26 protein-coding genes are annotated in these 26,522 nt (G+C 61.2%); 9 read left to right on the top strand and 17 right to left on the bottom strand.

What is annotated here, in order from left to right; translation table 11 throughout:
* Positions 1-88: 88 nt before the first annotated feature.
* A complete protein-coding gene (gene uvrB / locus G405_RS0110880; RefSeq protein WP_022701552.1) occupies positions 89-2,275 on the top strand; it encodes an excinuclease ABC subunit UvrB in 2,187 nt (728 codons plus the stop codon).
* A 4-nt stretch (positions 2,276-2,279) separates the two neighbouring features.
* Here uvrB and G405_RS0110875 read toward each other — a convergent pair whose 3' ends face one another.
* The 3 genes from G405_RS0110875 to G405_RS0110870 form a co-directional block, all read right to left on the bottom strand.
* Positions 2,280-3,275, bottom strand: a complete 996-nt coding sequence (locus tag G405_RS0110875) for a Kiwa anti-phage protein KwaB-like domain-containing protein (RefSeq protein ID WP_156861477.1) — start codon at positions 3,273-3,275, stop codon at positions 2,280-2,282.
* Positions 3,276-3,282: 7 nt separating this feature from the next.
* On the bottom strand, positions 3,283-3,813 hold the full coding sequence (locus G405_RS17005) for a hypothetical protein (RefSeq protein ID WP_156861475.1): 531 nt from the start codon (positions 3,811-3,813) through the stop codon (positions 3,283-3,285).
* A 677-nt stretch (positions 3,814-4,490) separates the two neighbouring features.
* On the bottom strand, positions 4,491-5,177 hold the full coding sequence (locus G405_RS0110870) for a hypothetical protein (RefSeq protein ID WP_022701550.1): 687 nt from the start codon (positions 5,175-5,177) through the stop codon (positions 4,491-4,493).
* A 245-nt stretch (positions 5,178-5,422) separates the two neighbouring features.
* Here G405_RS0110870 and G405_RS0110860 point away from each other — a divergent pair, with 245 nt between their 5' ends.
* Positions 5,423-6,181, top strand: coding sequence for a helix-turn-helix domain-containing protein (locus G405_RS0110860; protein WP_022701548.1), 759 nt, complete (start codon positions 5,423-5,425; stop codon positions 6,179-6,181).
* Between the two features lie 257 nt (positions 6,182-6,438).
* Here the strand turns inward: G405_RS0110860 and G405_RS0110855 are convergent, their stop codons facing one another.
* The 6 genes from G405_RS0110855 to G405_RS0110830 form a co-directional block, all read right to left on the bottom strand.
* Positions 6,439-7,752 carry an ATP-binding protein gene (locus tag G405_RS0110855; RefSeq protein ID WP_022701547.1) on the bottom strand — a complete coding sequence of 438 codons (1,314 nt, stop codon included), beginning with the start codon at positions 7,750-7,752 and terminating at the stop codon, positions 6,439-6,441.
* A gap of 5 nt (positions 7,753-7,757) precedes the next feature.
* Positions 7,758-8,468 (bottom strand): response regulator, encoded by a 711-nt coding sequence (locus tag G405_RS0110850; RefSeq protein WP_022701546.1) that lies wholly within the window; start codon positions 8,466-8,468, stop codon positions 7,758-7,760.
* Between the two features lie 63 nt (positions 8,469-8,531).
* Entirely contained in the window at positions 8,532-8,834 is a 303-nt protein-coding gene (locus tag G405_RS0110845) for a hypothetical protein (RefSeq protein WP_022701545.1), read from the bottom strand.
* Between the two features lie 125 nt (positions 8,835-8,959).
* On the bottom strand, positions 8,960-9,268 hold the full coding sequence (locus G405_RS0110840) for a hypothetical protein (RefSeq protein ID WP_028284737.1): 309 nt from the start codon (positions 9,266-9,268) through the stop codon (positions 8,960-8,962).
* A 217-nt stretch (positions 9,269-9,485) separates the two neighbouring features.
* Entirely contained in the window at positions 9,486-9,617 is a 132-nt protein-coding gene (locus G405_RS17255) for a hypothetical protein (RefSeq protein ID WP_022701543.1), read from the bottom strand.
* A gap of 60 nt (positions 9,618-9,677) precedes the next feature.
* Positions 9,678-13,019: a PAS domain-containing protein gene (locus G405_RS0110830; protein ID WP_022701542.1), complete on the bottom strand. Its 3,342-nt coding sequence runs from the start codon at positions 13,017-13,019 to the stop codon at positions 9,678-9,680.
* A 121-nt stretch (positions 13,020-13,140) separates the two neighbouring features.
* On the opposite strand from G405_RS0110830, the gene G405_RS17250 reads away from it, so the two are divergent.
* Both G405_RS17250 and G405_RS0110820 read left to right on the top strand, forming a co-directional pair.
* Positions 13,141-13,269, top strand: a complete 129-nt coding sequence (locus tag G405_RS17250) for a hypothetical protein (RefSeq protein ID WP_267878755.1) — start codon at positions 13,141-13,143, stop codon at positions 13,267-13,269.
* A gap of 41 nt (positions 13,270-13,310) precedes the next feature.
* Positions 13,311-14,315 (top strand): calcium/sodium antiporter, encoded by a 1,005-nt coding sequence (locus tag G405_RS0110820; protein WP_022701541.1) that lies wholly within the window; start codon positions 13,311-13,313, stop codon positions 14,313-14,315.
* Between the two features lie 292 nt (positions 14,316-14,607).
* Here the strand turns inward: G405_RS0110820 and G405_RS0110815 are convergent, their stop codons facing one another.
* The 4 genes from G405_RS0110815 to G405_RS0110800 all read right to left on the bottom strand — a co-directional run bounded on the left by G405_RS0110815 (position 14,608) and on the right by G405_RS0110800 (position 17,463).
* A complete protein-coding gene (locus G405_RS0110815) occupies positions 14,608-14,868 on the bottom strand; it encodes an EF-hand domain-containing protein (RefSeq protein WP_022701540.1) in 261 nt (86 codons plus the stop codon).
* A 182-nt stretch (positions 14,869-15,050) separates the two neighbouring features.
* Positions 15,051-15,635 (bottom strand): aminoacyl-tRNA hydrolase, encoded by a 585-nt coding sequence (pth, locus tag G405_RS0110810; protein ID WP_022701539.1) that lies wholly within the window; start codon positions 15,633-15,635, stop codon positions 15,051-15,053.
* An 85-nt stretch (positions 15,636-15,720) separates the two neighbouring features.
* Positions 15,721-16,356: a 50S ribosomal protein L25/general stress protein Ctc gene (locus G405_RS0110805; RefSeq protein ID WP_022701538.1), complete on the bottom strand. Its 636-nt coding sequence runs from the start codon at positions 16,354-16,356 to the stop codon at positions 15,721-15,723.
* A 174-nt stretch (positions 16,357-16,530) separates the two neighbouring features.
* Positions 16,531-17,463 (bottom strand): ribose-phosphate pyrophosphokinase, encoded by a 933-nt coding sequence (locus G405_RS0110800; protein WP_022701537.1) that lies wholly within the window; start codon positions 17,461-17,463, stop codon positions 16,531-16,533.
* A 215-nt stretch (positions 17,464-17,678) separates the two neighbouring features.
* Between G405_RS0110800 and G405_RS16610 the strand changes: the two genes are divergently transcribed.
* Both G405_RS16610 and G405_RS0110790 read left to right on the top strand, forming a co-directional pair.
* Positions 17,679-18,851, top strand: coding sequence for a sensor histidine kinase (locus G405_RS16610; RefSeq protein ID WP_022701536.1), 1,173 nt, complete (start codon positions 17,679-17,681; stop codon positions 18,849-18,851).
* Positions 18,832-19,218: a response regulator gene (locus G405_RS0110790; protein ID WP_022701535.1), complete on the top strand. Its 387-nt coding sequence runs from the start codon at positions 18,832-18,834 to the stop codon at positions 19,216-19,218. The genes G405_RS16610 and G405_RS0110790 overlap by 20 nt, the downstream gene beginning before the upstream one ends.
* Here G405_RS0110790 and G405_RS0110785 read toward each other — a convergent pair.
* Both G405_RS0110785 and lgt read right to left on the bottom strand, forming a co-directional pair.
* Entirely contained in the window at positions 19,215-20,345 is a 1,131-nt protein-coding gene (locus tag G405_RS0110785; protein WP_022701534.1) for a class I SAM-dependent methyltransferase, read from the bottom strand. The genes G405_RS0110790 and G405_RS0110785 overlap by 4 nt on opposite strands.
* Before the next feature lie 23 nt (positions 20,346-20,368).
* The gene (gene lgt / locus G405_RS0110780) at positions 20,369-21,250 is read right to left on the bottom strand and encodes a prolipoprotein diacylglyceryl transferase (protein WP_022701533.1); all 882 of its coding nucleotides are present in this window, start codon (positions 21,248-21,250) and stop codon (positions 20,369-20,371) included.
* A gap of 128 nt (positions 21,251-21,378) precedes the next feature.
* Here lgt and G405_RS0110775 point away from each other — a divergent pair, with 128 nt between their 5' ends.
* From G405_RS0110775 to proC, 3 genes are all read left to right on the top strand, one after another.
* Positions 21,379-21,684 carry an accessory factor UbiK family protein gene (locus G405_RS0110775; RefSeq protein ID WP_022701532.1) on the top strand — a complete coding sequence of 102 codons (306 nt, stop codon included), beginning with the start codon at positions 21,379-21,381 and terminating at the stop codon, positions 21,682-21,684.
* A gap of 115 nt (positions 21,685-21,799) precedes the next feature.
* Complete coding sequence (locus G405_RS0110770; protein WP_022701531.1) at positions 21,800-22,297, top strand: type III secretion system chaperone family protein; 498 nt, start codon at positions 21,800-21,802, stop codon at positions 22,295-22,297.
* A gap of 18 nt (positions 22,298-22,315) precedes the next feature.
* Complete coding sequence (gene proC / locus G405_RS0110765; RefSeq protein WP_022701530.1) at positions 22,316-23,164, top strand: pyrroline-5-carboxylate reductase; 849 nt, start codon at positions 22,316-22,318, stop codon at positions 23,162-23,164.
* A gap of 69 nt (positions 23,165-23,233) precedes the next feature.
* Here the strand turns inward: proC and G405_RS0110760 are convergent, their stop codons facing one another.
* Together G405_RS0110760 and flgK are read right to left on the bottom strand one after the other, a co-directional pair.
* The gene (locus G405_RS0110760; RefSeq protein ID WP_084683465.1) at positions 23,234-24,145 is read right to left on the bottom strand and encodes a flagellin; all 912 of its coding nucleotides are present in this window, start codon (positions 24,143-24,145) and stop codon (positions 23,234-23,236) included.
* A gap of 19 nt (positions 24,146-24,164) precedes the next feature.
* The gene (gene flgK / locus G405_RS0110755) at positions 24,165-26,291 is read right to left on the bottom strand and encodes a flagellar hook-associated protein FlgK (protein WP_028284736.1); all 2,127 of its coding nucleotides are present in this window, start codon (positions 26,289-26,291) and stop codon (positions 24,165-24,167) included.
* Positions 26,292-26,522 lie beyond the last annotated feature (231 nt).

The raw sequence follows: 26,522 nt of genomic DNA, 5'->3' as shown, positions 1-26,522 counted from the left end.
ACCCGCACATTGCCTCACAAACGGTTAAACAAGACTTGCAGCTCCGCACCCCCTGTTCAAGCCGTTGCAGCGCCCCCATATTGCCCCCATGCCCAAGCTGACCCGTGATGATAGCGCCCTCGCCCCGCAAGGCGTCGAGGACATGGCCCAGGCCGATTTTGTTCAGGACCAGGCCGTGTCCGGATCCATCAAGGATCCGCTGAGCCTGCCTGCGAACTGGACCCCGCACCGCCCCGACCGTCACGACAAATCGGAGGGGGGGCAGAAATTCCAGATGGTCTCCGACTACGAACCCGCCGGCGACCAGCCCCATGCGATCGCGGAGCTGGTGGAGGGGGTTAATCAGTCGGAGAAGGACCAGGTTCTCCTCGGAGTCACCGGCTCCGGCAAGACTTTCACCATGGCGAAAGTGATTGAAAACGTTCAGCGTCCCGCTTTGATCCTGGCGCCGAACAAAACCCTGGCGGCGCAGTTATACGGCGAGTTCAAGGCGTATTTTCCCCATAATGCGGTGGAGTATTTCGTCTCCTACTACGACTACTACCAGCCCGAAGCCTATGTGCCGCGCACGGACACCTTCATCGAGAAGGAGTCCACCATCAACGAGGCCATCGACCGGATGCGCCACGCCGCCACCCGCGCGATCCTGGAGCGCGACGACGTCATCATCGTCGCCTCGGTGTCCTGCATTTACGGCATCGGCTCGGTTGAGACCTACACCGCCATGGTATTCGATCTGGAGGTGGGGGCGGAGAAAGACCCCCGCCAGGTCATGCGCGACCTCGTCTCGCTGCAGTACACAAGAAACGACGCCGCCTTCCAGCGCGGCACCTTCCGCCTGCGCGGCGACGTGCTGGAGATCTTCCCCGCCCACTATGACGCCCGCGCCTGGCGCATCAGCTTTTTCGGCGACGAGATCGAGTCCATCAAGGAATTCGACGCCCTCACCGGCCAGCCGATCAGCGAGCTTGAGAAGGTCCGCGTCTACGCGAACTCGCACTATGTCACCCCGCGCCCGACGCTGAACCAGGCCATTGTCAGCATCAAAAAAGAGCTCACCGAGCGCCTGGAATGGATGGAGGCCAACGGCAAGCTCTTGGAGGCCCAGCGCCTGCAACAGCGCACCGAGTTCGACCTTGAAATGCTCGAGGCCACCGGCTCGTGCATGGGGATCGAGAACTATTCGCGCTATCTCACCGGCCGCAAGCCCGGCGAGCCGCCCCCCACCATGTTTGAATACATGCCCGACAACGCGCTGGTCTTCATCGACGAAAGCCATGTCACCGTGCCCCAGCTCGGCGCCATGTACAAAGGCGACTTCAGCCGCAAGCGCACCCTGGCCGAGCACGGCTTCCGCCTGCCCTCCTGCCTGGATAACCGCCCCCTCAAATTCGAGGAATGGGAGGCCATGCGCCCGCAAACCCTGCACGTCTCCGCGACTCCGGGAAAGTGGGAGCTGAACCAGACCGGCGGCGTGTTCACCGAACAGGTCATCCGCCCCACCGGCCTGATCGACCCGCCCGTGGAAGTGCGCCCGGTGCAGACCGAAACCTCCAGCCAGGTCGACGACATCATCGAAGAGGCCCGCAAGGCCGCCGAAAAGGGCTTTCGCACCCTCATCACCACCCTGACCAAGAAAATGGCCGAGGACCTCACCGAATACATGCATGAGCAGGGGCTGAAGGTCCGCTACATGCACTCGGACATCGACACGGTGGAGCGGATCGAGCTGATCCGCGATCTGCGCCTGGGCGAATACGACGTCCTCGTCGGCATCAACCTGCTGCGCGAGGGCCTCGACATCCCCGAATGCGGCCTCGTCGGCATTCTCGATGCGGACAAGGAAGGCTTCCTGCGCTCTGAAACCTCGCTCGTTCAGACCATTGGCCGCGCGGCAAGGAACGCCGACGCCAAGGTGATCCTCTATGCCGACCGCATCACCGGCTCCATGGAGCGGGCGATGGAGGAGACCGAACGCCGCCGCGAGAAACAGATCGCCCACAATCTCGAGCACGGCATCACCCCGCGCACGGTGGTCCGCGGCGTCAGCGACATTCTGCAAGGCGTGATGGAGCAAACCGCCAAGGGCCGCGGCAAATCCCGCGACAAGAAACGCGAGCGCGCCGTCGCCGAGGATCAGGCCCGCTTCGAACCCAACAATCTCAAGGCCACGATCGCCGATCTGGAGAAGCGGATGCGTGTGGCGGCGGCCGATCTGGAGTTTGAGGAAGCGGCGCGGCTACGCGATGAGATCAAGAAGCTGGAGGGGGCTTAGGGGGTTAATTTTTATGTGGAACTTTTTTCACTGCGCGGTGCTTCTGACCAGTAATTCCCCCTTCGAAAATATCTTCCGCCAGAACACTTAGAAACAGACTACGCTTTGCATGACTGGAAAGGTCTGGCGTCAAAATAGCCTTATCACCTTCCATTTCTATATGGACATTAAGGCCATGGGTGGAAATGTATGATCGAATTCTAGGCCCAGTACACTGTTTAAGATAGTTTCCATACTGAAGAGCTGCGAGCTTTCGCGCAAATAGCTTACTTCCCGTCACAGCAGAGGAAAAATCATCCATATTTGTTATTTCAATGCTATCAATCGAAGACAGAACACTCAGCCCCTCCTTGGCCTTGTCTTCAATTGCTTTATTAAAATTAGTGGCCACCTGAAAGGCATTCGCGTTGAATATATAATAAAATCCACGGAATAAGAAAAAATCAATGTCATCAGAAAGCGTGAATATATCACTATCGCTTGGAATCAAAAGGTCCTTCTCAAAAAGAGCTACATGAGCGGCGCGTACAGTTTTTATATTCCCACTCTTGGTGAAAACATCAATGCACTCACTCGCGTCATTAGTTACAAACCGTGTCAACCTTATCTTTTGGTCAGAAACATTTTCCGAAGTAGGCTTAATAGTGCCGTCAATCTCAATGCCAGGAAGGTTATCCAGAAAAGTCCTAGGGCCACCTTCAAAATCAGATGGCAATATACCAATGGATGAGTCAGTTACAGCATCATATTCTAGCGGCACAACATCACGCTCTGCCAAGCTCAGGAGCCGCCTCTTTATTCCACCAGCTAACTGAATTCTGAGGTCATCCCTAGCATTTAGCCTAGCCCACCCCCCATCTGGCTGGTTGGGCTTCAGGGTGCCAAGAAAGATGCTTGCATCTGAGGGGCCGCCTGCGGCTCCCAAAATTTGAATCAGGTCGCTAAGCTCCGCTTCCGCTTTCTTTAGCAGATCCTCTTCAACGTTCAGATTGTCAGACATAGAAAAATTAACCCAGCCTAGGAACAACGTAAAAGTTAGTACTAGCGATTCTCACTAGCTTCACAATATCATTTGTTAATTTATTCTCACGGGGCACAATAAGGTAGGCATGAATTACCTCCTTGCCGCCAGACTGGATTTCCGCAGAATAAACTCTCCACCCCCAAAACAAAAGGAAAAGATTGGTAAAATATGAACGAGTAGCAATTAAAGCCATTACAAACAATGAAGAAAATGTAACAAATATAACCAGCCCTTTAGTATCCGTTATCTCGTTTATAAAAAATGCTGGTAGAAACGATATAACAAACGACATTACGTCCTTATCAATTCCATTGATATTCCTAATTTTAGTTGAATTTCCACCCTTTCTATTAGAAAGGAATGATATTATAGATATAGAGCAAATTGTAGAAACTATTACAAGAATAGAAGATATTACAAATTTACTCCAATCTCCCCACAGGGCAGCGGTGGCAACAATCAACATTGGCCACAAAAATGAAATAACGATTATGACATATCCGATACGGCTCATCATGCCCTCACTAGGAACAAATCCAGAACATTTGTCAAACTAAATTTTATCACTGGTTGATCCAAGCGGGAGTAACTAACCTTATCATCGCACTCTCTCTCGTAGATTGACCAACAATTAGTGGATAAAAAAATTGCACGTTAGGAAGGCTCACTTTCGCTATGTAAACGGTAAGAGAGTTTACGTACGCTCAGCCCTAATTCGGTCTGCCGCATCAGAGCCCAAAAAATACAAGAACGGCACCTGCTATCAAACGAGCTGCCCAGACTGCGGCCAGACTTGTTACTACTACCGATCGAATAAAGGCGGTTCGACGTGGTTTAGCGCTCTTGGACATCCATGGCCCAAACATCCTTGCATAACCCAAGGCAAAGGTTTCGGCGTTGTCCCAAGCAGCGATACAGCTGACCTCTTTGACGATCTAGAGTCACTTCCAGACGAATAGCCCAGAGATCGCTTTCTAATAACTCAACAGCTTCAGACAGCCCGGACGCGCAGCGATCCGGGATCAACCGGAAACGCTCCTATCTGATCTCTACGACGCCTGCAGTAAATCCCGGCTCAAGGCCGGGATGACGGGTGGCGATGCATCCCCCTTCTCTTCCCCGGCGAATGCCGGGGCCCAGAGCCGGAGTCGTGGTAACCATACGCGACTGACAAGCTGATCAGATTAAGCGCTAGCGCGTATTGAAATTACTCAGGACACGATATGTGATCGACGAATTCGTCGCCTCAATCACCTCAATCCTGGCTCCGCGATAGGCAAGTTCACTCGAAGAACTTAGATCGTATTCAACATCATTCGAGAAAGCCGGACGCGCAACGTTGCCGGAAAACTCACGATAGGAAATGTTGACCTTGTCTCCAACGCGACCGCTGTACAGCAAGGTCTGTTGGAATGAATTTGTATTGGCAACGATGCGCTGAGTTCGTTCAAACGGACGATCACGGCACGTGCGCATATTGAAGGCCGTCACAACACAAATTTGAGAACCACCCAGTTCCGCTTGGATTGTCTGTGGCGGGTCCATAAAAACATTTTGGCTAAGCGTTCCCACTTCGCCGGGAGCATTCCCCATAAGAAAGCTATGAAACGTCGTTTCAGAATCTTGGCCCACTTGCGGATAAAATCCGCCATGGAGGGTATAACCACTGATCGCTGTACGCTCATCGATGGCGATACCATCTTGATAAACCATATTGCCTTGCGAGAGCATTTCCTCGCCAACAGAAACAGTCACGGTCTCATTGAGTGGCGGCCTACTGAATTGGTCTGATGGAGCTACATAATTGTACTGCGGCGATACGCAGGCCGTTGCAGCAAGCGCTCCAAGTATCGCCAGTAGATGTTTATGCATTTTCATGCTCGCCCCCCCTAGACGTTGTTTTGCTTAAGTAAGCCAAGATGCATCAAAGGTAGCAAGATATTTTTGCTACAGGGGAAGCATGTACCAAAAATTCTCCATAACAGAGCGTACTAAATCCAGAGCCGGATGCGTGGCGCCTGCATATCTCTGGATCCCGGCCTTCGCCGGGAAAGAGGGGGCGTCCAAGGCGGAGAGCGCCACCCCTATCCCCCACCCCGCCCTCATCCCCTATTCTCACCGCCATGAGCGCTGAGAGCCCTGACATCAATGATCCGAGGATCGCCCGGGCGCGGGCGATGCGGAAGGCGGGGGCGGAGACCGCCGAGATCGCGCGCGCCTGCGGCGTGGGGGTGAGCACGATTTATCGCTGGGCCGAGGCCCATGGCTTTCGCGTCTGTGATCTGGAGGCGGCAGCCTGGGCCGCGTCGGGGCGGGGATGCAGCTCAAACGTCTCGGCCTTCGGGCTTGACCCGGAGGCCCATGCAAACGCCGCCGCGGGGCCTGGGTCCCCGGATCAAGTCCGAGGACCGAGCGGGGGAGAGCGTGTCTCCCCTCCTGAAGTCCCGGACGCGCGCAGCGCGAGCCGGGATCTCCCTCAGGATACAGCGCCTCACGCGGAGGGAGGCCCCGGATCAAGTCCGGGGTTTCAGGCCGGGAAAGAGATTGAAGAGACCGACGACGCCGAGATCACGGCTGAGCAATGGGCGGCGATGGCGCGGGGGTTGAAACAGCGCGCCTTGCGCCTGACTGAAGCCGGGCGCCTGCGCCAGGCCGAGCAGGCTTTGCGGCTGGCCGAACGCTATGAGCGGATGCAGGCCAGCGCCGCGCCGGCGCCGGCAAAGGATGACGGCGTGGATTATCACGCCCTGCTGGAAGCCAAGCTGACCCGGCTGCACGAGCACTTGCGCGAGAAGGCCGGGCTGAAAGAGGGCGAGGACTTCACCGACGCCCACCGCGCCGCCCTGGGCATCAAGCCCCTGCCGCCCGAGTATGGCGGATGAGGCGGGGGGAGATGGGAAGATGACGGTTTGGGAGCAATCTCCTCTTCTCTTCCCCTGCGTAGGCGGGGGCCCAGGGCCGAATACGTGGCGCTTGATGATCTCTGGGTCCCGGCATTCGCCGGGAAAGAGAGTGTTTGTGTAGCCGGGATGACGATTGGGGGTTATGGGAAAGCCAGTACCCAACCTCTCGGCCTTCGGACTTGATCCGGAGGCCCATGGGTCCCCGGGTCAAGCCCGAGGACGGAGCTGTGGAGCAATCACGCCGGCAGACTGACCCGCGCGCGCAACCCGCCCAAGGGTGAGTCTTCAAGCCGCAGTTCGCCGCCATGGGCGCGCAGGGTGTCGCGGGCGATGGCGAGGCCGAGGCCCACGCCCTTGCGGTTGGCGTTGCGGCTTTCATCGAGGCGAGAGAAGGGTTTGAACGCCTCCTCGCGCTGATCGCCGGGAATGCCGGGGCCGTCATCATCAATCAGGATTTCAATGCGCGAGCCGTTGCGGCGGGCGCTCAGGCGCACGGTCTGCGCATGGGCGGCGGCGTTGGACACCAGATTGGCGAGGGCGCGCTTGAGCGCGCTTTCGCGCGCCGGCGCGGTCAGCCCGTCTTCCAGCTCCAGCTCCAGATCGACGCCTTCGCGGGCCGCGTCATCAGCCAGGGTTTCGCACAGGGCGGTGAGGTCGAGCGCGTCCGCCTCCTCCCCCGCCTGGCCGCGGGCGAAGGCGAGATATTCCTCAAGCGCCGCCTCCATGTCCGCCAGATCGCGGCGAGCGGCGTCGCGCTCCTCGCTTTGCGGCATCAGGGCGAGCTGCAGGCGCAGGCGCGTCAGCGGCGTGCGCAGGTCATGGCTGACGCCCGCGAGCAATTGCGTGCGCTGTTCGATATGACGTTTGAGGCGCGCGCGCATGTCGAGAAAGGCCGCGCTGGCGCGGCGGACCTCGCGGGCGCCGGCGGGCTTGAACCGCTCCACATCCTGGCCGCGGCCAAAGGCTTCGGCGGCCTCCGCCAGCTGGCGGATGGGTTTGACCTGATTGCGGATGAACAGGATGGCGACGGTCAGCAGCAAGCCCGTGGCCAGAAACAGCCAGATCAGGAAGATATGCCCGGTGGTGGCGAACACCCGGTCGCGCACGGCGATGAAGCGCAGCACGCCGCCCTCCACCTGCACCCGGATGTCCACGTAGGAGGGATAGCGCGTGGTGTCGAACCAGAAGGCGTGATCGAGCTCCGCCCCCAGCGCGCTGCGCAGCGTGCGGTCGAGCGCACGGAAGAACGCCGTCCGCCGCGTGGTGGGCAGCACATCCCCCTCGCGATACTCGACGCTGAGATCGGTGGTGGCGAAGGCGAGATTGGCCAGCGCGTCGAAGTCTTCGGGGCCGTCGCGCTCGTACAGCCGGACCACCAGCGCCACCTCGCCGGCGACGCTCTCACTCAGGCGCGCGGTGGTGGTCTGCCAGTGCTGTTCAAAAAACGCCCAGGTCACCGCCCCCTGCATCAGCGCGACGGGCAGCACGATGATCAGCAGCGAGCGCTCAAACAGGCCCTTGGGCAGGTAGGGTTTGAGGGAAAAGCGCATCGGGCCTAGGGCTCGACGCCGTCATAGACCGGGTCGGCGACCAGCTTGTAGCCCGAGCCGCGGACGGTCTGGATATAGAGCGGGGATTTGGGATCGGTCTCGATCTTGCGCCTCAGGCGGGTGATCTGCACGTCCACCGCCCGCTCGCCGGCGCCATTGGCGGCCTGCTCGGACAGCGACTGGCGCGACACCGCCTCGCCATTGGACCGCGCAAGCGCGGCCAGCAGCGCCGTCTCGCCGCCCGTCAGGCGCACCGACGCGCCGTCCTGGCTCAGCTGCCCCGCCTCGATCTCGAACCGCCACGGCCCGAACGCCACCGCCGACGGCCCGCGCGTCTGCGGCAGGGCGCGGCGCAGGATGGCCTGCACGCGCAGCACCAGCTCTTCAGGCTCGAACGGTTTGCCCAGATAATCATCCGCCCCCAGGCTGAGGCCCTTGATGCGGTCCTCGGGCTCGCCGCGCGCGGTCAGCAGAAGGATCGGCGTGGCGTCGGTACGGCGCACCGTCTCGGTCACCTCAAACCCGTCCACGCCGGGCATCATCACGTCCAGGATGATCAGGTCGAAGCGCATCTGCGCCAGCAGCGACAACGCTTTCGCGCCATCGCGCGCCGCCGTCACGCGCAAGCCCCGCGCGCGCAGGAATTTCGTCAGAAGATCGCGAATGCGATCATCGTCATCAACGACCAGAATATGGGCGGGGCGCAGTTCCGTCATGAGGGCGAGAGTGCCCAAATCCGCCGCGATTGACCAGTTGCGTTTCTGCGCCTGAAACGTCCGCTAATGCTTCTTGAACGGAGAGCTGAGCGCGGTGCCGACGATCGCCACCAGAATGCGCGCCACCATGGTGAAGAACAGCAGCAGGATCGCGCCTTCTTCAATCAACAGATCGAGCCAGACCTTGTAGCGGACCGGAATGCCGGGACGCACCACCATGGCCTCCACGTCCTTGGCGCGCTGCACCAGCCAGTCGAGCCCTTCGGGCCATAAAATGCCCATGGCGATCAGCATGATGTAGGACAGGACGAACGACAGAAAAATCGTGAATGTCGCATTGGTCGCGCGTGCGAAGATCAGCCCCATATCGGCCTCCCTCAAAACCGTGGCGTCAACCTCCCCACGGGCGACGCGAGCCGACCCTAGCACTGCTTGCAGTCAGGATGCAGCTTTAATTAAGGCGGCTTTAACCCCACCCAGCGACGCCGGCTCTATTGAATGCGAGTGATGTGGGCCGGTCCGCCCTGCGCCGTCCAGTATCGGCTTTCATAGCTTTCACCGATCTCAAGGTCGCGCCAGGGCGTACACACTTCATACTCGGGCGCTTGCGGACCCGCCGCGGCGATCAGCATGCACAAGGTGCGCCCGTCAAACTGCCAACGCCCCGTTCGCGGCCTGTCGTCAAGATATGCGCCGCCGGGTTGAAACCTCGCCGTATAGCGCTCCTGCTCCGTCCGAACGTCATAGACCCGCCCTTCCGGCCCCGTCATCTGCGCCTGAGCTGCGTTGCATGCGAGCATCAGACACGCTGACGCCAGAGCCCAGGCGCACGCTCGACCGCTCTGTCGGATCACCCTGTAAAATAGTGTCATCGCTTATCCCCCCGCGGACGATAAGAAACGCCACACACGCCACGGGGGCAAGGGGAAAGCTCGAATTCGCGTCGGAACAGGCGAATCGAGCTTCGCCACATCATCAGAACGTCAAAAAAACCAGGCTGGAAATTTTAGTAAAGAATCAGCTGATGAAAATGATTGCGACAAGAGCCAGGACAAGAGCAGCCCCCGCCAAGGATGCATAAAGAACTTTTTCCTGCCAGCCTTTGCGCACAGCTTGGCGCGCTTCGTTCTTTTCAATTCGGGTGGCCATATTGTCTCCCTTGCAGTCTGTGGAGACCAATATATAGGATGATATGATCGCCTCTCAAGTTCAGGACGAAGACACAGCGGGGTCTGGAACCTCTGATGCCGGACGCCCCTTCAGCCCATTCAGCGCCTCGACCAGCGCCCGCATCTCAACGGGTTTTGTGAAATATCCGTCTACATCCAGGGCGTTGACACGGGTGCGGGTCTCCGTGGTGGCGTCCGCGCTGACCACATACACCGGCACCTCGGCCGCCCCCGCCTCTCCGGCGCGAATGCGCCGAATGGCCTCTTCTCCGCCCATACCCGGCATGTGCAGATCCATCAGCACGGCGTCAAACCGTTCGGATTGCAACAGATCGAGCGCCTCACGCCCGCTGGCCGCAATAACGGGTTGGCAGCCCCCTTGCCGCACCATTTCCGCCGTCACGTCCAGATTGACGGGCTGATCGTCCACCACCAGAACGCGCATATCCCCGGCGTCCGTCATCAAACCCAGTGAAGCGGCCGGCGCTGTGGTTTCGACCGGAGCATCGTCAACGTTGGCGAGCGGCGCTGGAATCTCGAACCAGAAACAGGCCCCCTCTCCCACACGGGAGCTGACTCCGATCCGGCCGCCCATCAGGGTCACAAGCTCACGTGCTATGGCAAGCCCCAGACCCGACCCCTCATGGCTGCGACTATGGGACATGTCGGCTTGTTCGAACCGGCCAAAGACTCGCTGCTGCACCGACTCGCTCAGCCCCGGCCCCGTATCGCGTACTACCACTCGCAACAAATCATCATCCAGCAGCATCGCCTCCACGCCAACGGAACCGGCATCGGTGAATTTCACGGCGTTGCTGAGAAGATTGCTGATCACCTGCCGCAACCGGTTGGCGTCAATCATCGCAATGCGCGACAGCTCGGATTGCAAAGTCACCGTCAGATCCAGCCCCTTGCGGGCTGCTTCAGGGCTGTGCGCCTGACACGTCTCCGCAATGACATCGGACGGTCGGCTGGGCCGTTTAACCAGGCTCAACTTGCCCGCCTCGATCTTTGAGAGGTCCAGAATATCCTCGATGATCGACAATAGCGCCCTGCCAGAAGAGCGGATCGTCTGCACGAACTCTTTCTGACGGTCATTCAGCTCGGTCAGGGCCAGCAATTGCGCAATGCCCATAACGCCGTTGAGCGGGGTCCTGATTTCATGACTCATATTGGCGAGGAACAGGGATTTGGCGTCGCTCGCAGCCTCTGCGCGAGCCAGCGCATTCCTCAAGGCATCTTCGGCCGCTTTTTGCTGAGACAGATCCTCGACGATGCCCACTATGCTCAAAGGCGCTCCAGCTTCGTCCCGATCCGTGACGCGAATATGCGCCTTGATCCAGACCACCGCGCCTGACGGCGTGATAACCCTGTGTTCCATGACCAGCTGATCCGCATGACCGTTCAACAGCGCTTCAAACCTGTTCTGGGCTTCAGCCACATCGTCCGGATGCGCCAGATCAAACAGCTCTTCTGGGTCCCTTTGCCCTTCCGCCAGCCAGGGTGCGCCCAGAATGCCTGCAAGCGTCTCATCGACGCGGACCTTGGCCTGGGTGGCGTCCAGCTCCCACACGCCCAATCCCGCGACCCGCAACGCCATTTGCGCCCGAAGGCCCGCCTGACGCGCTTCCTGTTCAATGCGCCGCCGTTCTGTGATGTCGCGCAACGTGCCGGACATCCGCAAAGGCCGCCCCTCAGGGTCGCAGATGACCTCTCCGGCGCCTTCAATCCAGAGGTAACCGCCATCTGACCGGCGCAGGCGAAAGATCAGGTGTTGCTTGTGCGGTCCGGTCTCGCCTCCGTTGAGGTCCGGCTCACGCATGATGCGCTGGACCGCCGGCAAATCATCCGGGTGCACCGCTTCCAGCAAGTCCGTTATGCGCCTCACGGATGTCGGCTGGGGATGGCGCAACATCTCGTAATAGCCGGGTGACGCGAACACGCGATCCACCTCGAAGTCGATGTCGAACACCGCCTGGTCCGAGCCCGCTATGGCCAGTTCATAGAGGCGGCGCAACTCATTGGCATCCTCTTCCGCTTTGCGCAGCGGGGTGTGGTCAGCGGCGATCCCCGTCAGCTCCCGGGCGCGCCCTTGCTCATCGCGCCGGATGGTCGCGCCGTCCACCTGCAACCAGATGACGTCCCCGTCCGCCCGGACGATGCGATGCGACAAGCTCAAACGGCCGTCCCTGGAATCAAGCGCTTCAGAGATGGCGGACATAACCTTGTCGCGGTCTTCAGGGATGGTCAGCGACAACATCTCGGAGATCGGAAAAGACCGGCCCTCCAGCTCGGGACGCCCCAGCAAGGCTGCGAAACGCGCATCCAGATTGAGCATCTCGTCATCCACCGAATACCACCACCGGCCCATATTCGCGCTTCCGATCGCAACCTCGGCCGTCAAACGCGCTTTCAGCGCATTCGACTCTGCATCCGCCAGGGCGCTGACATCCACCATGGTGCCGACCATGCGCCGGACGGCGCCGTCTTCGCCTTGTTCCGCCTGGCCATGACAGTCCACAGCGACCCAGGCGCCGTCCGCCCGTTTCAGCCGGATACGCAGCTGAAAGGGCTCGCCGCTGAGCATGTGGCGCTTGATCGTCGACTGGTATCGCAGCAGGTCGTCAGGGTGCACAAAATCCGCCCCGAGTCTTGAAGTCGGCGGCGTGTAATGAGCGGGAAAGCCAAGGATTTCCTTCAATCGCGGGGACCAGTACTGAGTCTGGTCTTCCGCATTCCATTCCCATATCCCCGCGCCCGTTCCCCGGATCGCCAGAGCGTAGCGCGATTCCGAATGCGCCAGTTGCGACTGAGCGCGCCGCGCCGCGTCCTCGGACCGGCGCGCCTTGATGAACGCGCCCATGGTGTTGGTCAGCGGCTTGAGGAAGTCTGGAAAGTCCGCCTCATATCCGCCGGCGCGGTTCGCGACGCCCGCAACCCCCAGCAATTCGTCGCCGCTCATCATCGGCAAGCCCAGAAAGGCGCTCATGGGCGGGTGACCGTGCGGGAGGCGCACATCCAGCGTGTCATCCGGACCGGCGTTGGCGATGACGGCCTTGCGGTTTTTCAACACCGAAGCGAACAACAAATCGGTATTGCTGAACTCCATGACGCCGGACGGACCATAACGCGCACGCGAAGCGTCATCCCAGCTGATATCGGTCATGGCCCAGGTGCGCAGCCAGGGATTCACCCCGTCGCCTGACCCCACAACCTCGCCGACGAAACCGTACTCGGAATCCGTGATGTCGAGCAGAATATCCAGCAAGCGCTGGAAAAAGGCGTGCGCGTCCTCATCGCCGCCTATGTAAATCGCCTGGACCTCGGAGATGGCTTCCAGAAGACGGCGGCTCTTGAAATCTGATGTGGTGTCGTTCGACATGAACGAACTCTCCGCCCGGGTTGCATAATTTACAAGCGTATCATGGCTGAGCGGTGTCAATGACTGGTGAACTTCAAGCGCGGACTCTTCCTCTCATCGCTGAGGCGCGCTATATGCGCGGGTGAACCTGCGCATCGCGCAAACCCGACTCATCAGAAGGACCGGTTTCATGGCAGCTCTTGTCGCCCTTGGCCTCGCTTTCGGCATCTTCGCGATCCTGAACCTGATCGACAACAAGCGCCTGGATTAAGGCGTCTGGCGGGGCGACCCCGCCGCGCGCCGGACATATCCATGCCTGATATCCTTCTGTTCAGCCTGATGGTGCTTGGCGGCATCGTCGTCCTTTTGACGGGCGGCGACATCCTGGTGCGCGGCGCGACTGCGCTCGCCAGCAAGATGGGCGTGCCGCCGCTGCTGGTGGGTCTGACCATTGTCGCCTTTGGCACCAGCGCGCCTGAAATGATGGTCAGCGCCGCCGCAGCCGTGGAAGGCGCGCCGGGCCTCGCCATCGGCAATATCGTCGGCTCCAACATCGCCAATGTCCTGCTGGTGCTGGGTCTGCCTGCGATCATCGCGCCTATCGCTTCGACCTCCACCGGGATTCGCCGTAATGCGCTGATCGCGCTCGCCTTTACCGGGCTGTTCATCGCCTTGTGCTGGGATGGCGGACTGGGGCTGACAGATGGCGTGATCCTCTCCGTCGGCATTGTCAGCTATATCGGTTTTCTGGCCCTGACGGCGAAAACCCATCGCGATGACCCCATGATCGCCGAGCTGACCGACATTGATCAGATGGAAGGTCTGCCCAGCAAGGCCCCGATGGTGGCGCTGTTCTTGTTGGGCGGCCTCGTCATGCTGCCCGTCGGCGCGAAGCTGATCGTGGATGGCGGCGTCGGGATCGCCGAGCTGTTCAATGTGTCTGACGCCGTGATCGGCCTGACAATTCTCGCCTTCGGCACCTCATTGCCGGAGCTGGCCACCGCCTTTGTCGCCGCCATGCGCAAACAGGGCGGCATGGCGATCGGCAATGTCGTGGGCTCCAACATCTTCAATATTTGCGCCGTGGGCGGCATAACCGGCGTCGCGGCCAGCGTCGCCACAGGCGCGCCCGCCCCCGTTGAGGCGGAGTTTCTCCAGTTTGACTTCTGGATCATGGCGGCCGCAGCCCTGGCGGTCCTTGCTTACGCAGTCCTGCGCCGTCCGATCGGGCGCATGTCCGGCGTGGCCATGAGTTTGGCCTATGTTGGCTATATCGCCATCCTTCTGCTTCTGAATCCCCCCAGCCTTCCCCTCTAGGCCCACCGACAAAAAAATGACCGGCTGCACGAAGGCAGCCGGCCAGATGGGAAGGTTCATCCGCCTTGCGGCGGGCGCTCGGGGAGGAGCACAGTCACTCTCTGCGCGTGGTGTGACGCCATAAGGGCTGCAACAAGGAAAGCTCGGGGCGTCATTAAGGCCGCTTCGCCGCAAGCCTGTCAGAGCGTTCATCTGCCCGACCACAAGACCGCAAAGACACAGGGCCGGTTGCTGTCGCAACCGGCCCTGGCCGTGCACGCTGGGGGACGTGCGAGGGTGTGAAGCGTGGCGTTTACTGGTGGTCGCCGTGGTCTTCAGCCGGGACGGTCGCGGCCCAGGCTTCAAACTCGCCTTCATCCAGACCGCCATCGGCGTTCACGTCAAACGCTGCGAACTCGTCTTCGGTCAGCTCGGGCGCGACCGCTTGCGCTTCCGACAGGGTGACCAGGCCGTCGCCATCCACATCAATTGTGTCAAACATCGGGGCTTGGGCGAAGGCGGTCCCCGCGAACGCGGCGGCGGCGATCGTCGAAATCAGAACTTGGCGTTTCATCAGTCTCTCTCCTTGCTCTAAAGCCAGACTCTGACGCGGCGTCTGAGGGTCGCCCCGTCGTCTGGCAGGATCGAGATTGATGGGCGCATGTGGCCGCAGATGGCCGAAACAATGATATTCTGGAGTGGATTTGACGGCGTATTCCCGCCCGCAAGCAGGCGGAAATGTGAACGTCTGTTCATTCAGGGCGCCGGCGCGAGGTGGGTCACCTTGGTCTGAAAGGCGTCGTCATTATCTTCCACGATCAGTGGAAAGGCGCGCGCTATGGCGTCCAGCAAGGGCCCGAGCCATTCAGCCTCCGCCTTGGAGAAATTACCCAGCACCCAGTTGGTGACCTGATTCTTGTCGCCGGGATGGCCGATGCCGATGCGCCCGCGTTTGAAATCGCCCTGGATATGCGCCTTGGTGGACCGCAAACCGTTATTGCCGGCATGGCCGCCGCCCGTCTTGAGGCGGAACTTGCCCGGCGCCAGATCCAGCTCGTCATGGAAGACAAGGATGTTCTCAGGCTCGATCTTGTAGAACCGCGCCGCCTCGGCCACCGCGCGCCCCGCTTCGTTGTAATAGGTCTCAGGCTTGAGCAGGAGCACTTTGCGCGGGCCTTTGGCGGTCTCCACCATCCCTTCGGCGGTCTGGCCCTGGAAGCGTTTCTTCCACGGCCCCAGCCGCCAGTCCTCGGCGATGGCGTCCAGCGCCATGAAACCGACATTGTGACGGTTGCCGGCGTACTGGCCGCCCGGATTACCCAGGCCCACGATCAAATGCATGGCGCGCTCCACAAATGAAAAAGGCGGCCGGGACCCGAAGTCCGCCAGCCGCCTTTTAAGTCCGTTTCCGGCGAAGGGAAGAGGATTACTCCTCGCCGCCCTCGGCCTCGGTCTCGGCTTCGTCGCCTTCAGCCTCGGCCTCGTCGCTGTCACGAGCAGCGCGCGAGTTCTGGATGGTGGCGATGGTGAAGTCACGATCGGTGATCGCCGGCTTCACGCCTTCCGGCAGGGTCACTGCGGAGATGTGAATGGAGTCGCCGATGTCATAACCAGACAGATCCACGTCGATCTGATCAGGGATCGAGCCCGCCGGCACGTTCACTTCAATCGCGTGACGCACCACGTTGAGAATGCCGCCGCGCTTCAGGCCCGGAGACTTTTCTTCATTGTGGTACTGAACAGCCACTTCGACGGTGATGACGGTGGTTTCGTCAACGCGCTGGAAGTCGATGTGAACCGGCTCGTCACGCACCGGGTGGAATTGCACGTCGCGCGTCAGCACGGTCTGCTTTTCACCCTTGTGATCGATGGTGATCATCGAGGCCAGGAAGTGGCCCGAATTGATCGCCTTGACCACTTCGTTGTTTTTCAGCGCGATCGCGACGGGACCTTTGTCACCGCCATAGAGAACGCCCGGCACATAGCCGTTGCGGCGGGTCTCACGCGAGCCGCCAGTACCTGTGCGCTCGCGCACTTCGACGGAGAGAACAATATCGCTCATGATCCGGTCCCATACGAAATCGGTTTAAACGCAAGCGCCGCCGGTTTTGGCGGCGCGCGCTTCGTTCAGCCATCAGTGACTGAGTAAGAACTTTCGAGCCGCGGCGTATAGCGGATGCTTGCGATGAGCGCAAGCGATCCGCTGACTCTTCGCCGCGGCGCGAGGCGAAAACGGCTAGTCAAACAGTTTGGAGACGGACTCGTCATTGGCGATCCGGCGGATCGCCTCGCCCAGAAGCGGCGCCACGGACAGCGAGCGGATATTCTTGCTCGCCTTGACCTTGGCGGTGACATCAATGGAATCGGTCACCACCAGCTCTTTCAGCACCGAACCGGAGATCCGCTCCACCGCCTTGCCTGACAACACGCCATGGGTGATGTAGGCGGAGACTTCCTTGGCGCCTTGATCCTTCAATGCCGCCGCGGCGTTGCACAGCGTGCCGCCCGAATCGATGATGTCGTCAAAGATGATGCAACGGCGACCTTCAACATCGCCGATAATGTTCATCACTTCTGACTCGCCCGCCTTCGGCCGGCGTTTGTCGACAATGGCGATGTCTGCGCCCAGTCGCCCGGCCAGCGAGCGTGCGCGCACCACCCCGCCCACATCCGGCGAGACGATCAGAAGGTCTTCCACATCGTAATGCTTGCGGATGTCATCTTCGATCACCGGTGTGGCGAACAGGTTGTCGGTCGGAATATCGAAAAAGCCCTGGATCTGGCCCGCATGCAGATCAATGGTCAGAACCCGGTGCGCGCCGGCTTCCGCGACCAGATTGGCCACCAGCTTGGCCGTGATCGGGGTGCGGCCGCCGGTTTTGCGGTCCTGCCGGGCATAGCCGAAATACGGGATGACGGCGGTGATCCGGTTGGCGCTGGCGCGCGCCAGCGCGTCCATGCAGATCAACAGCTCCATCAGATGGTCATTGGCCGGCTCTGAGGTCGGCTGGATGATGAAGACATCCTGGCCGCGCATGTTCTCGTCAATGCGCACGAACAACTCGCCGTCGGCGAAGCGTTCGATCTCAACATCCGACAGAGGGGCGTCAAGATAATCTGCAATGGCCTTCGCCAATGGCCGGTTGGCGTTGCCGCACATCAGTTTCATGATCCGCCCTCTCCCGTGTTCTGAGCCGCGGCGCGCTCATAGCAGGATAAGCGCGGCTGGCAAAGCGGCGCGGCGCCCGGTCTGCCGACAAGGCTCACATGACGTAAACGGACGATTTTCCCCTTTTGGGGGAACAGCTCGCCTTTTACTGGAACATTGTCTTAAGAGCGCTAACCTCAAAATCATCATGTTCTGCAAAAGCTTTCAGGGGTCCCATGCAATCGCTCCACGGATTCATGCCGCATGGCATGTGCTATTTATGGCGTCTGGACATCCTGATCATGCATGTCATGGCGGATGTGCTGATCGGTCTGTCCTATCTGTCCATACCGGTGGTGATCTGGTGGATCTCCGTAAAGCGCCCCGACATCCTGTTCCGACCGGTCGCGTATCTGTTCATTCTTTTCATCATTCTCTGCGGCGTCACCCATTTATTCTCGATCTACACGGTCTGGACGCCGGCCTATTTCATTGAAGGCGGGCTGAAACTCGCCACCGCCATTGTGTCTGTAGCGACCGCTGTCGTGCTCTGGCCGCTCTTGCCCAAAGCGCTGGCCATGCCGAGCAGCGAGCAATTGGCGCAAAGCAATAAAAGCCTTCAAGACGAAGTGCTTCTACGCACAGGCGCCGAACGCCAGCTCAAGCAATTGACCAACTCGCTGGAGCGTCAGGTGCAACGACGGACTTCCGAGCTGGAACGCTCCAACGGCACGCTGCGCGATTTCGCCGCCGGCGCGTCTCATGACCTCAAGGCGCCGGCGCGGCAAATCTCATTGCTGGCCGATCTCGCCCAGCGTGAGCTGGATGACACAGCCAACGAAAAAGCGGTCGGCTATCTCAAGGACGTGAAGTCCAAGTCCCGCGACATGCTGGTGCTGATCGACACATTGCTGAGCTATTCCGATCTGGTGGAAACCAAGGCGGCAGCAAACGCGACCGCGATCAAACCGATGCTGGAAGCCTTGTTGCACGACTATTACCCAGAGGCGCCGATCTCGCTGCGCATCGAGGGAGAGCCGTTGGTGCAAGGCGACGAGACCTTGCTGGCGCACCTGTTTCGCAATCTGATCGATAACGCGGTCAAATACGCTGACACGCCGCAGGTCATCCTGACGGTAGACAGCCATGACAGCGCACAGGGGCTCGTGATCCGCTTCGCCGATAACGGCCCCGGGATTCCCGAGACTCAAAGGACAGGCGTGTTCAAGATGATGCAACGCTATCGCAGCGATGTGCCAGGGTCGGGCGTAGGGCTGGCTTTCTGCGCCCGGATCATGGAGGCTCATGATGGTACGATCCTGGTCGATCCTGACTATGAGGACGGGGCGCGGTTCATCCTGACCTTTCCCGTGATTAAGGAGTTGAGTGATGACGAGCCTGATCATTGAAGACAGCCTGATTGACGCGACCTTGATCACCGACGCCCTGACGGCGCGCGGCTTTTCTGATTTCAAGGTCTTTGAGCGGGCCGAAGATGCGCTGGACTATATCCGCAGCGACGCCGCCAAGCCCGACTTTTGCCTGGTGGACAGCCGGTTGCCCGGCATGTCCGGCACAGACTTCATCAAGCTGGTCAAGGCCTGTCAGAAGATGACGGGCGTGCCGTGCATCAGCCTGTCCACCTCCAATCTGAAAGATGAAATCCGCATCGCGCTCGCAGCAGGCGCTGACGGCTATTTCGTCAAACCGTCAGATCTTGAGGAATATGAGCGCGTCATCGCCCGCATCATCGAGGCGCATCTGTCTGAGAGCTAACGGCTGAACGGCGCGATCCCCGGCGCGGGCGGCAGACCGTCGGAGCTGAACGCCGCCAGCTTGAACAGCTCGCCCATATCCTCAGGCGAAACCAGCCGGTGCATCTGGCGCTTCAGCCGGGCCTGGCCCGCCTCATCCACGGATTTCGACAGCACCGCCGCGCGTTGCTCGATCCCCAGCTCGGTCAGGAACTCGCCCTGGGTCATGGGCCCGAACGCCGCAAGGCCCGCATCAAGCCCCAGACGCAACAAGCGGTCAAAATCCACCCAGGCCGTCAGGTCCGCCGTGCCGGGCGCGTCCAGCGGGTCCACTTTCTGATGGGCGCGGATCGCTTGCAGCGTGTCGCCGGTTTCAGGTTTTGCCGAGCCGTAATCCACAAACAGGGCGTAGCCGGGATCGCGTTTGAAGCGATTGGCCAATTGCTCCATCTGCTGCTGATCGCCGGGACGCAGCTCCACCAGCGCGCCGTCTTCGGACTTGCGCAAGGCGGGGGCGATATAGCCGATATCCGAATCGCTCAGCATCGGGCCAAGACCGAAGACGAAGCGGTCCTGATCTTCGGGGTGCAGGGTCACCACGCGCTCGCGCCACTGGCCCTGATGCCGGACCGCCTGGCGGATCGGCAGACAGTCCAGAAACTCATTGCCGATCACCACCGCGGGGCCGGACGGGGTTTTCTCGAAATCCTTCGCCCAGTGGACCGGAACCGGCGCGTTCGCCAGCGTCTGCCCCTGCACCATTTTCAAGGCCGGCGAGGCTTCGACCAGCGTCACATGCACCGCATCCAGAAAGCCCGGCGCGGCGCGGCCCGCGCGCAGCATGTCGCTCATCATCCGGCCTGTGCCCGGACCCAGCTCGATCAGCTCGAAGCGCGACGGCGCGCCCATCTGCATCCAGCATTCCGCCGCCCACAGGCCCAGAAGCTCGCCGAACATCTGGCTGATCTCAGGCGCGGTGATGAAGTCGTTCGCCGCGCCCAGCGGGTCTTTCGTGGCGTAAAACCCCGCCATGGGATGAAACAGCGCCTCGGCCATATAGGCCGCAACCGACAGCGCGCCCTCGCTGCGCAAACGGTCCTGCAGGCGCTCTTTGATCATCTGCGCCGGGCGAAAGTCATCATCGCTCATGAAAGAGGCGTCCTCGTATAGGTTCAGGCTTTGCGCGCGCCCACGGCCGGATTCCGGCGGGCCCGCCAGACCAGATAGGCGCCCGCGGCGATCATGGGAATGCACAGCACCATGCCCATGGTCACATAGCCCTGCAGCGCTTCGGGCATTTGCCGGTCAGGCTCCCGGAACACCTCGACGAAGGCGCGGAACACGCCATAGCCCGCCAGGAAAGCGCCCGTCAGAAGCCCCGGACGGCTGAGCGCCCGGAACCGGTAGATCAGCACCGTCAGGATCACGAACAGCACCACGCCCTCAAGCGCCGCTTCATACAGCTGGCTGGGGTGGCGCAGCTGACAGGTGGGATCGGCGGAGAATCGCATGGCCCAGGGCAGGTCCGGCGCCGGACGCCCCCACAGCTCGCCATTGATGAAATTGGCCAGACGCCCGAACAACAAGCCGATAGGCGTCGCCGCCGCCACCGCGTCCGAAACCCGCAGCAAGGGCGCTTTGTAAGCGCGCGCGGTGAACACCATCGCCAGAGTCACGCCCAGAAGCCCGCCATGAAAGCTCATGCCGCCGTCTGTGATGCCGGTGACCACGCGCACCGGCTCCTCCCAGATCATCGAGGTGTTGTAGAAGAGCACATAGCCCAGCCGTCCGCCGCCGATGATGCCGATCATGATCCACAGCACCAGATCGTCCACGAAGGCGCGGCTGTATGGCGCGGTCTGGGTTTTGGGCGTCAGCCCCCAGAGGCGCCCCTGGGACACCAGACGCAACACCCAGTACAGACCCAGGAAGAGCCCGGCGATATAGGCGATCGCATACCAGCGGATGGGAAACGGGCCGAGGCCGGCGATCTCCGGTATCGAAAACAGAACCGGGTCGATCAGGTCGAAGCTGGCGGGGCATGCGCCTATCATGAAAGGCTCCAGAAAAATAATTCGGCCGTAAAGCCCGATTGTTAACTGTTAGACAACGCGGCGCCGCATTGCCTAGCGGGGCCACAGACGCCTATATGGGTCTTCATAGCAGAGCACACGGTGATGTCATGCAGTCCCGCAACCCAATGTTCGCAGATCTGGCCGATCTGATGACCGACGCTTTCAGCGCGGCGCAAGCTGCAGGCGACGAAGCGCGCGCGGTGTTTCGCGCCCAGGCCGAGCGCATGGCGTCCGAACTGGACCTTGTCAGCCGTGACGAGTTTGAGGCTCTGCGGGCCGAAGCGGACGCCAGCGCCGCCCGGCTTCAATCGCTGGAGGCCCGTCTGGCGGACCTGGAAGCCCAATCGGCGAAAAAGCCGAGCCGGGCGAAACCGGCCGCCAAGACTTCCACAGCAAAAAAATCCGCTGAATAAACCACTTACAATTTCCCTAACGCTGAGCGCTTGCACCCCGGGGATCGGGGCGCATACCGTTCCTTATGGGCGGCGAACTGAGTCGCCAGGCGCAGCGAGGGGCTAGAGGACCATCATGGATCTCACCACCCAGGAAACCATCATTGCGATGGATCCGCTGGAAAGCATCGAACAAGCCGTCCTGACGGCGCAATACGCCTATGAGCGCGACGATCTGGAACTGCATATGGCGGTGCCGGGCTCCTGGCGTGACCATCAGATCTGGTTCGCCTATCGGCCCGATCTGGATGTGATCCACGTCTTTTCCGCGCTCGACCTGAAGGCGCCCGACAGCCGCTACAAGGATGTCTGCGAGCTGGTGGCGCGGCTGAACGAGCGCCTCTGGATCGGTCATTTCGAGATCTGGCATGAAGACGGCTCGGTCGTCTTTCGCCACGCGCTGACCTTGCCGGAAGCGGAAAATGTCTCCGTCGCGCAAGGGGCCGCGCTGATCGAAGCGGCGAAAGAAGCGGGCGAACGACTGTATCCGGCGTTCCACTATCTGCTCTGGAGCGGTAAGACTCCGCTCGAAGCCGTGGCCGCCGCCATGTTCGACACGGCCGGAGAGGCCTAAAAGGACCCGAACGCACTTATGTCAGACATTGAGGGCCGGATCGGCCTGCTGGGCGCGGGCCGAATGGGGTCTGCACTGGCACAGGGCTGGCTGCGCAAAGCGCGCGGCGGCATTAGCGCCGATGACATTATTCTGATCGACCCCCGGCCCGGCGTCGGCGCCCAGGCGCTGATCGAGACGCGCGGCGTGGCGCAGGCGGACGCCCTGACGCCCGAGCTGGCGCGCACGCTCGGCACGCTGGTGGTGGCGATCAAGCCCGATCAGGTGCGCCCAGTGCTCAGCGCTCTCAATGACGACCTGCCGCTGGACGCGCTGGTGATTTCGATCGCCGCAGGCGTGCCCTTGCGCACCTTGTCGAAAGCCTTGCCGGACCGTCCCATCGTGCGCGCCATGCCCAACACGCCCGCCGCGATCGGCGAAGGGATGACCGTGTGCGTGGCCAACCCGATCGCCGACACCAAGCTGTATGAAAAACGCGTGGAGAGATTGCTCAAGCCCGCCGGGCTGGTGGAGTGGATTTCCGATGAGCGGCTGATGGATGCGGTGACGGCGGTCTCGGGCTCCGGCCCCGCCTATGTGTTCTTGTTTACCGAGGCGCTGGCCGCAGCGGCGGAAGCGGAAGGCCTGCCGCGCGCGCTCGCCCTGACTCTCGCCAAACAGACCGTCGCCGGCGCCGGCGCGTTGATGAAGGCGGGCCAGGGCGAACCGGACGAGCTGCGCCGGGCTGTGACCAGTCCCGGCGGCGCCACCCAGGCCGGTCTCGATGCGCTGATGAACGGGGGCGGGCTGCCCGGACTTGTCCGCAACGCCGTCGCCGCCGCCGAGCGTCGGGGCCGCAAGATGGGCAGCCAGAGCGCGGGCGACTAGACCCGGGCGCGCCTTTGCTGGACGTGTTTTCGAACCGCGAAACCGGTCCCCACTTTCGCTGAAAAGGCTCTAGAGATAATTCAGCAGGCTGATCTGGCTGAGCGTGGAGAAGGTCTGGGCGGACACCTGCACGGCGGTTTGCGCCTGCTGGAAGCGGGTCGCGGCCTCGGCCATGTCCGCATCCTCGATCCCCGCCACCATGATGGTGAGGTAATCGGACCGCTTTTCATGGCCGGTGGTGGCGTTCTCCACCTGTTTCTGGCGTGAGCCGTTCTCCGCCATCGCCACATTGATCGTGTCAAAGGCGGCGATGATGTTGGCCAGCTCGGTCTCCAGGAACGCCTGCTGGTTTTCGGTGATCTGGCCATCAAACGGACCGTCCGGCCCGGCGTTGAAATCGGCGATCCGCTCGATGGACGCCATCAGATCCGTGCCGACTTCCGAGGCGGTCGAGTTGATGTCGATGGTGATCGTCTCTTCGATCATGGTGGTCTGGCGCCGCGGGGCGTTGTCAAACATGGCCGAGACGTCCGGGGCCGCCGCCTGAAGGTCTGCGATCGTGTCCGCAGTGAAGGGCAAGGCGTCCGTGCGCACGCCGCCGAAGACGTAAGAGCCGTTGAAGCGCATGTTGAGCGCCGCCGACGCCTGATCAAAGACCTCCTGCACCTTGTCCATCATGAAGGAGCCGTCATTGGTGGTCAGCGCCGTGCGCAGGTCCGTCGCGGCTTGAGACAATTCCTGATAGGCGAGGTCCTGGATCTCCAGCCGGTTCATGATGCGGCTATTGGAGGTCGCGAAGGATTCGCTGCGCTGCTGGGCGGCGCGCGCGGAGATGATCGTCTCGGCGGTGTTGGCGTAGCCCTTGAGGTCCGGCGCCTTCTTGCCGCTGGCGAGCTGGTCGCGCGCATCATAGGCTTCGCGCTGGGCGCGCATCAGATCCATGAGCGCCGCCTGGGATGCGGCTTGGGTGGAAATTCTCATTCTAAGCTCCCTTCCCGACCTAAACGATACGCAGCAATGTGTCTGACATCTCGCGCGCGGCCTGCAGAAGGCGCGCCGCGGCGTTGTACGATTGCTGGAACTGGATCATCCGGGCGAGCTCTTCATCAAGGCTCACCCCTTCTACGTCCGACCGCTTAATGTCGGCGGCTTCCTTGACCGCGGCGGCGGCCGATTCCTGGCGCTGGGCGGACGCGGCGACCGAGCCGACCTTGCCCGCAACCCGCGAGCCATATTCGATCAAGGTGGACTGACCCCCGCGCATATCGCCCGCATCATCAAAGGTGCGCTTGACCTGCCCGGCTGCGGCCAGTTCCTGACCGCCGCGATTATCGCCCGCGCTGACCACCAGATCCCCTGGCGCGGACGCGCCCGTCACATCCAGCTTGGCCATGGCGAGCAGCATGGAATCCGACCGGATCGCAGGCCGCACTTCAAAGCCCTCAGACCGGCTCATCCGTGAATTTTCCGACACCCCGAAAATCGTGGTGAAGGATTTTCCCGTGCCGGTGCGAATGCTGGTGTCGCCAGTGACCACCACTTCATACTGCTCAAACCCGGCGCTGGGCGTGAAACTGACCTCGCCATTGGCGTCCATGCCGAATGAGCCGTAGGCGCCCAGCCCCGTTCCCGCCGCGTTCAAGGCGTTGAGCTGATCCTGGATGGTCGCGCCGGCGACCGTCACGTCGATATCGGCCGTGCGCGCGCCGTTCGGGCCGAGCACCTTGAAGCTCATCACCCCGCCCGGCGCCAGGCCATGCGCGCTGGTCGCGGTCAGGCCCGTCTCGAAAAAGGCGGGACGATCTGAATCCACGATGTCGTTAAGGCCGAAGAAATGCGCGAAGCCCCGTCCGCCGATGGAGGACGGCGTGGTCTCGTCCTGCACCGTGGCCACGCCGTGATTGGCGTTGGTCGCGTCAATGCTCAGCCGGCCATTGGTGAAGCTCGCCGTACCGTTGGCGCCCAGCGCCGTATTCAGCTCATTGACCAGATCCGTGATCGAGTTCGCAGCGTTGCCGTCCACCGTAAACCCGGCGCCGGTGACCGTAATGGCGACCTGCTGCACCAGCGTGCCGTCATTATTGACGATCGCCAGCGTCGCGGCGCCCGAGCCTTGCAACACATCCCCGCCCACCAAGCTGGTGTCGCGGCCCGTCAGCGTGTTGGGCGGCGGATAGGCTGTGGCGTCGTTATGGGCCGCATTCATCGCGTCCGCCGCCCCGGCAGTGAACTCGCCCAGGGCCGCCGCGAGCTGCGGCAGGTCCTGATCGCGCAGATCAATCAGGCCGCGGATTTCACCGGAGGTGATGTTATGGGTCAGACTGACCCGCGCGCCGGACGCGGAGACCACCGCGGTGATCTCGCCATAATCCAGCCCGTAACTGCCCGTGCCGGACGGGGTGTATTCCAGATTGAGCCGCGAATTATCGAGCAGCGCGACGCCGTCGGCGGTGGAGACAAAGACCCGCCCGTCAGGCTGGCGTTGTGTGCGCACATCAATCAGGCTCGACAATTCGTCCAGCAATTCAACCTGACGGTTGGCTGCGCCGCTGGTGTCGGACGCGCTGGCGTTCAGCGATTGCGCCTGAATGTTGAGATCCTGCATCTCCTGGAGAATCTCGTTGATCCGGCCGACCCCGGCGCCGATCCGCGTATCCGCTTCGTTGCGCAGCGTGCGCATCTCCACAGACAAACGCTGGGTTTCATCAAAGAAACTCTGCAATTCAGAGGCTGCGCTGAGACGAGACACGGTTTCCGCACTGTCAGCCGCCGCCGCGCTGAGCGAGCTGAACGCCGCGTTCAACCGGCCAAAGATCGACGTCTCGTCATCCGTGCCGCCGAACTGGGCCTGCAACCGGTCCAGCGCGCCATTGCGCGCCATGGCCGCAGAGTAATCAGACTGGGCGCGCACCGAGGCCGCAAGCAGATACTCATCAGTGATGCGCTCGACGCCGCGTACCTGAACGCCCATGCCCTGACCGGCCACATTGCGTGAGGTGATGGCGAGCTCTGTCCGCGCATAGCCGGGCGTGTTGACGTTGGCGACATTGTTGGACGCCGTCCGCAAGCCGAGCTGAGAGGCCTGCAGCCCTGACAGGGCGTTGCCGATCACAGAATTGAGCGCCATGTGCGCCTCCAACATTCGCCCGCCGGGGTGTTTTTACCCATGAGGCGGCAGAAATTTCCCGGTCAGAAGGTAAAGCCTGAACTCTGAGCGCTGCGCGAAGATCACAACAAGCATATGTATTTAATGTGCTTTTTATGCCTTCGTCGGATTTTCGCTCAGACGCGTTCCGAAACTGACCAAGACAGACAGCGCAAGCACCGGGCCAAGTGGAAACACCCCGGCCCGCTCGGC

The sequence above is a fragment of the Oceanicaulis alexandrii DSM 11625 genome (assembly GCF_000420265.1).
Lineage (GTDB): Bacteria > Pseudomonadota > Alphaproteobacteria > Caulobacterales > Maricaulaceae > Oceanicaulis > Oceanicaulis alexandrii.
The sequence above is the reverse complement of the archived record's forward strand: the minus strand, read 5'-3'. Positions and strand labels throughout refer to the sequence as shown.

Coding starts and splice junctions, on each gene's coding strand:
- G405_RS0110760 (WP_084683465.1), bottom strand. CDS start 24,145: ATGAGAATTTCCACCCAAGCCGCATCCCAGGCGGCGCTCATGGATCTG.
- G405_RS17005 (WP_156861475.1), bottom strand. CDS start 3,813: ATGAGCCGTATCGGATATGTCATAATCGTTATTTCATTTTTGTGGCCA.
- uvrB (WP_022701552.1), top strand. CDS start 89: ATGCCCAAGCTGACCCGTGATGATAGCGCCCTCGCCCCGCAAGGCGTC.
- G405_RS0110775 (WP_022701532.1), top strand. CDS start 21,379: ATGCAGTCCCGCAACCCAATGTTCGCAGATCTGGCCGATCTGATGACC.
- G405_RS16610 (WP_022701536.1), top strand. CDS start 17,679: ATGCAATCGCTCCACGGATTCATGCCGCATGGCATGTGCTATTTATGG.
- G405_RS0110860 (WP_022701548.1), top strand. CDS start 5,423: ATGAGCGCTGAGAGCCCTGACATCAATGATCCGAGGATCGCCCGGGCG.
- G405_RS0110800 (WP_022701537.1), bottom strand. CDS start 17,463: ATGAAACTGATGTGCGGCAACGCCAACCGGCCATTGGCGAAGGCCATT.
- G405_RS0110870 (WP_022701550.1), bottom strand. CDS start 5,177: ATGAAAATGCATAAACATCTACTGGCGATACTTGGAGCGCTTGCTGCA.
- pth (WP_022701539.1), bottom strand. CDS start 15,635: ATGCATTTGATCGTGGGCCTGGGTAATCCGGGCGGCCAGTACGCCGGC.
- G405_RS0110815 (WP_022701540.1), bottom strand. CDS start 14,868: ATGAAACGCCAAGTTCTGATTTCGACGATCGCCGCCGCCGCGTTCGCG.
- lgt (WP_022701533.1), bottom strand. CDS start 21,250: ATGATAGGCGCATGCCCCGCCAGCTTCGACCTGATCGACCCGGTTCTG.
- G405_RS0110840 (WP_028284737.1), bottom strand. CDS start 9,268: ATGCTCGCATGCAACGCAGCTCAGGCGCAGATGACGGGGCCGGAAGGG.
- G405_RS0110855 (WP_022701547.1), bottom strand. CDS start 7,752: ATGCGCTTTTCCCTCAAACCCTACCTGCCCAAGGGCCTGTTTGAGCGC.
- G405_RS0110845 (WP_022701545.1), bottom strand. CDS start 8,834: ATGGGGCTGATCTTCGCACGCGCGACCAATGCGACATTCACGATTTTT.
- G405_RS17255 (WP_022701543.1), bottom strand. CDS start 9,617: ATGGCCACCCGAATTGAAAAGAACGAAGCGCGCCAAGCTGTGCGCAAA.
- G405_RS0110820 (WP_022701541.1), top strand. CDS start 13,311: ATGCCTGATATCCTTCTGTTCAGCCTGATGGTGCTTGGCGGCATCGTC.
- G405_RS0110805 (WP_022701538.1), bottom strand. CDS start 16,356: ATGAGCGATATTGTTCTCTCCGTCGAAGTGCGCGAGCGCACAGGTACT.
- G405_RS0110830 (WP_022701542.1), bottom strand. CDS start 13,019: ATGTCGAACGACACCACATCAGATTTCAAGAGCCGCCGTCTTCTGGAA.
- G405_RS0110770 (WP_022701531.1), top strand. CDS start 21,800: ATGGATCTCACCACCCAGGAAACCATCATTGCGATGGATCCGCTGGAA.
- G405_RS0110850 (WP_022701546.1), bottom strand. CDS start 8,468: ATGACGGAACTGCGCCCCGCCCATATTCTGGTCGTTGATGACGATGAT.
- flgK (WP_028284736.1), bottom strand. CDS start 26,291: ATGGCGCTCAATTCTGTGATCGGCAACGCCCTGTCAGGGCTGCAGGCC.
- proC (WP_022701530.1), top strand. CDS start 22,316: ATGTCAGACATTGAGGGCCGGATCGGCCTGCTGGGCGCGGGCCGAATG.
- G405_RS0110790 (WP_022701535.1), top strand. CDS start 18,832: ATGACGAGCCTGATCATTGAAGACAGCCTGATTGACGCGACCTTGATC.
- G405_RS0110785 (WP_022701534.1), bottom strand. CDS start 20,345: ATGAGCGATGATGACTTTCGCCCGGCGCAGATGATCAAAGAGCGCCTG.
- G405_RS0110875 (WP_156861477.1), bottom strand. CDS start 3,275: ATGTCTGACAATCTGAACGTTGAAGAGGATCTGCTAAAGAAAGCGGAA.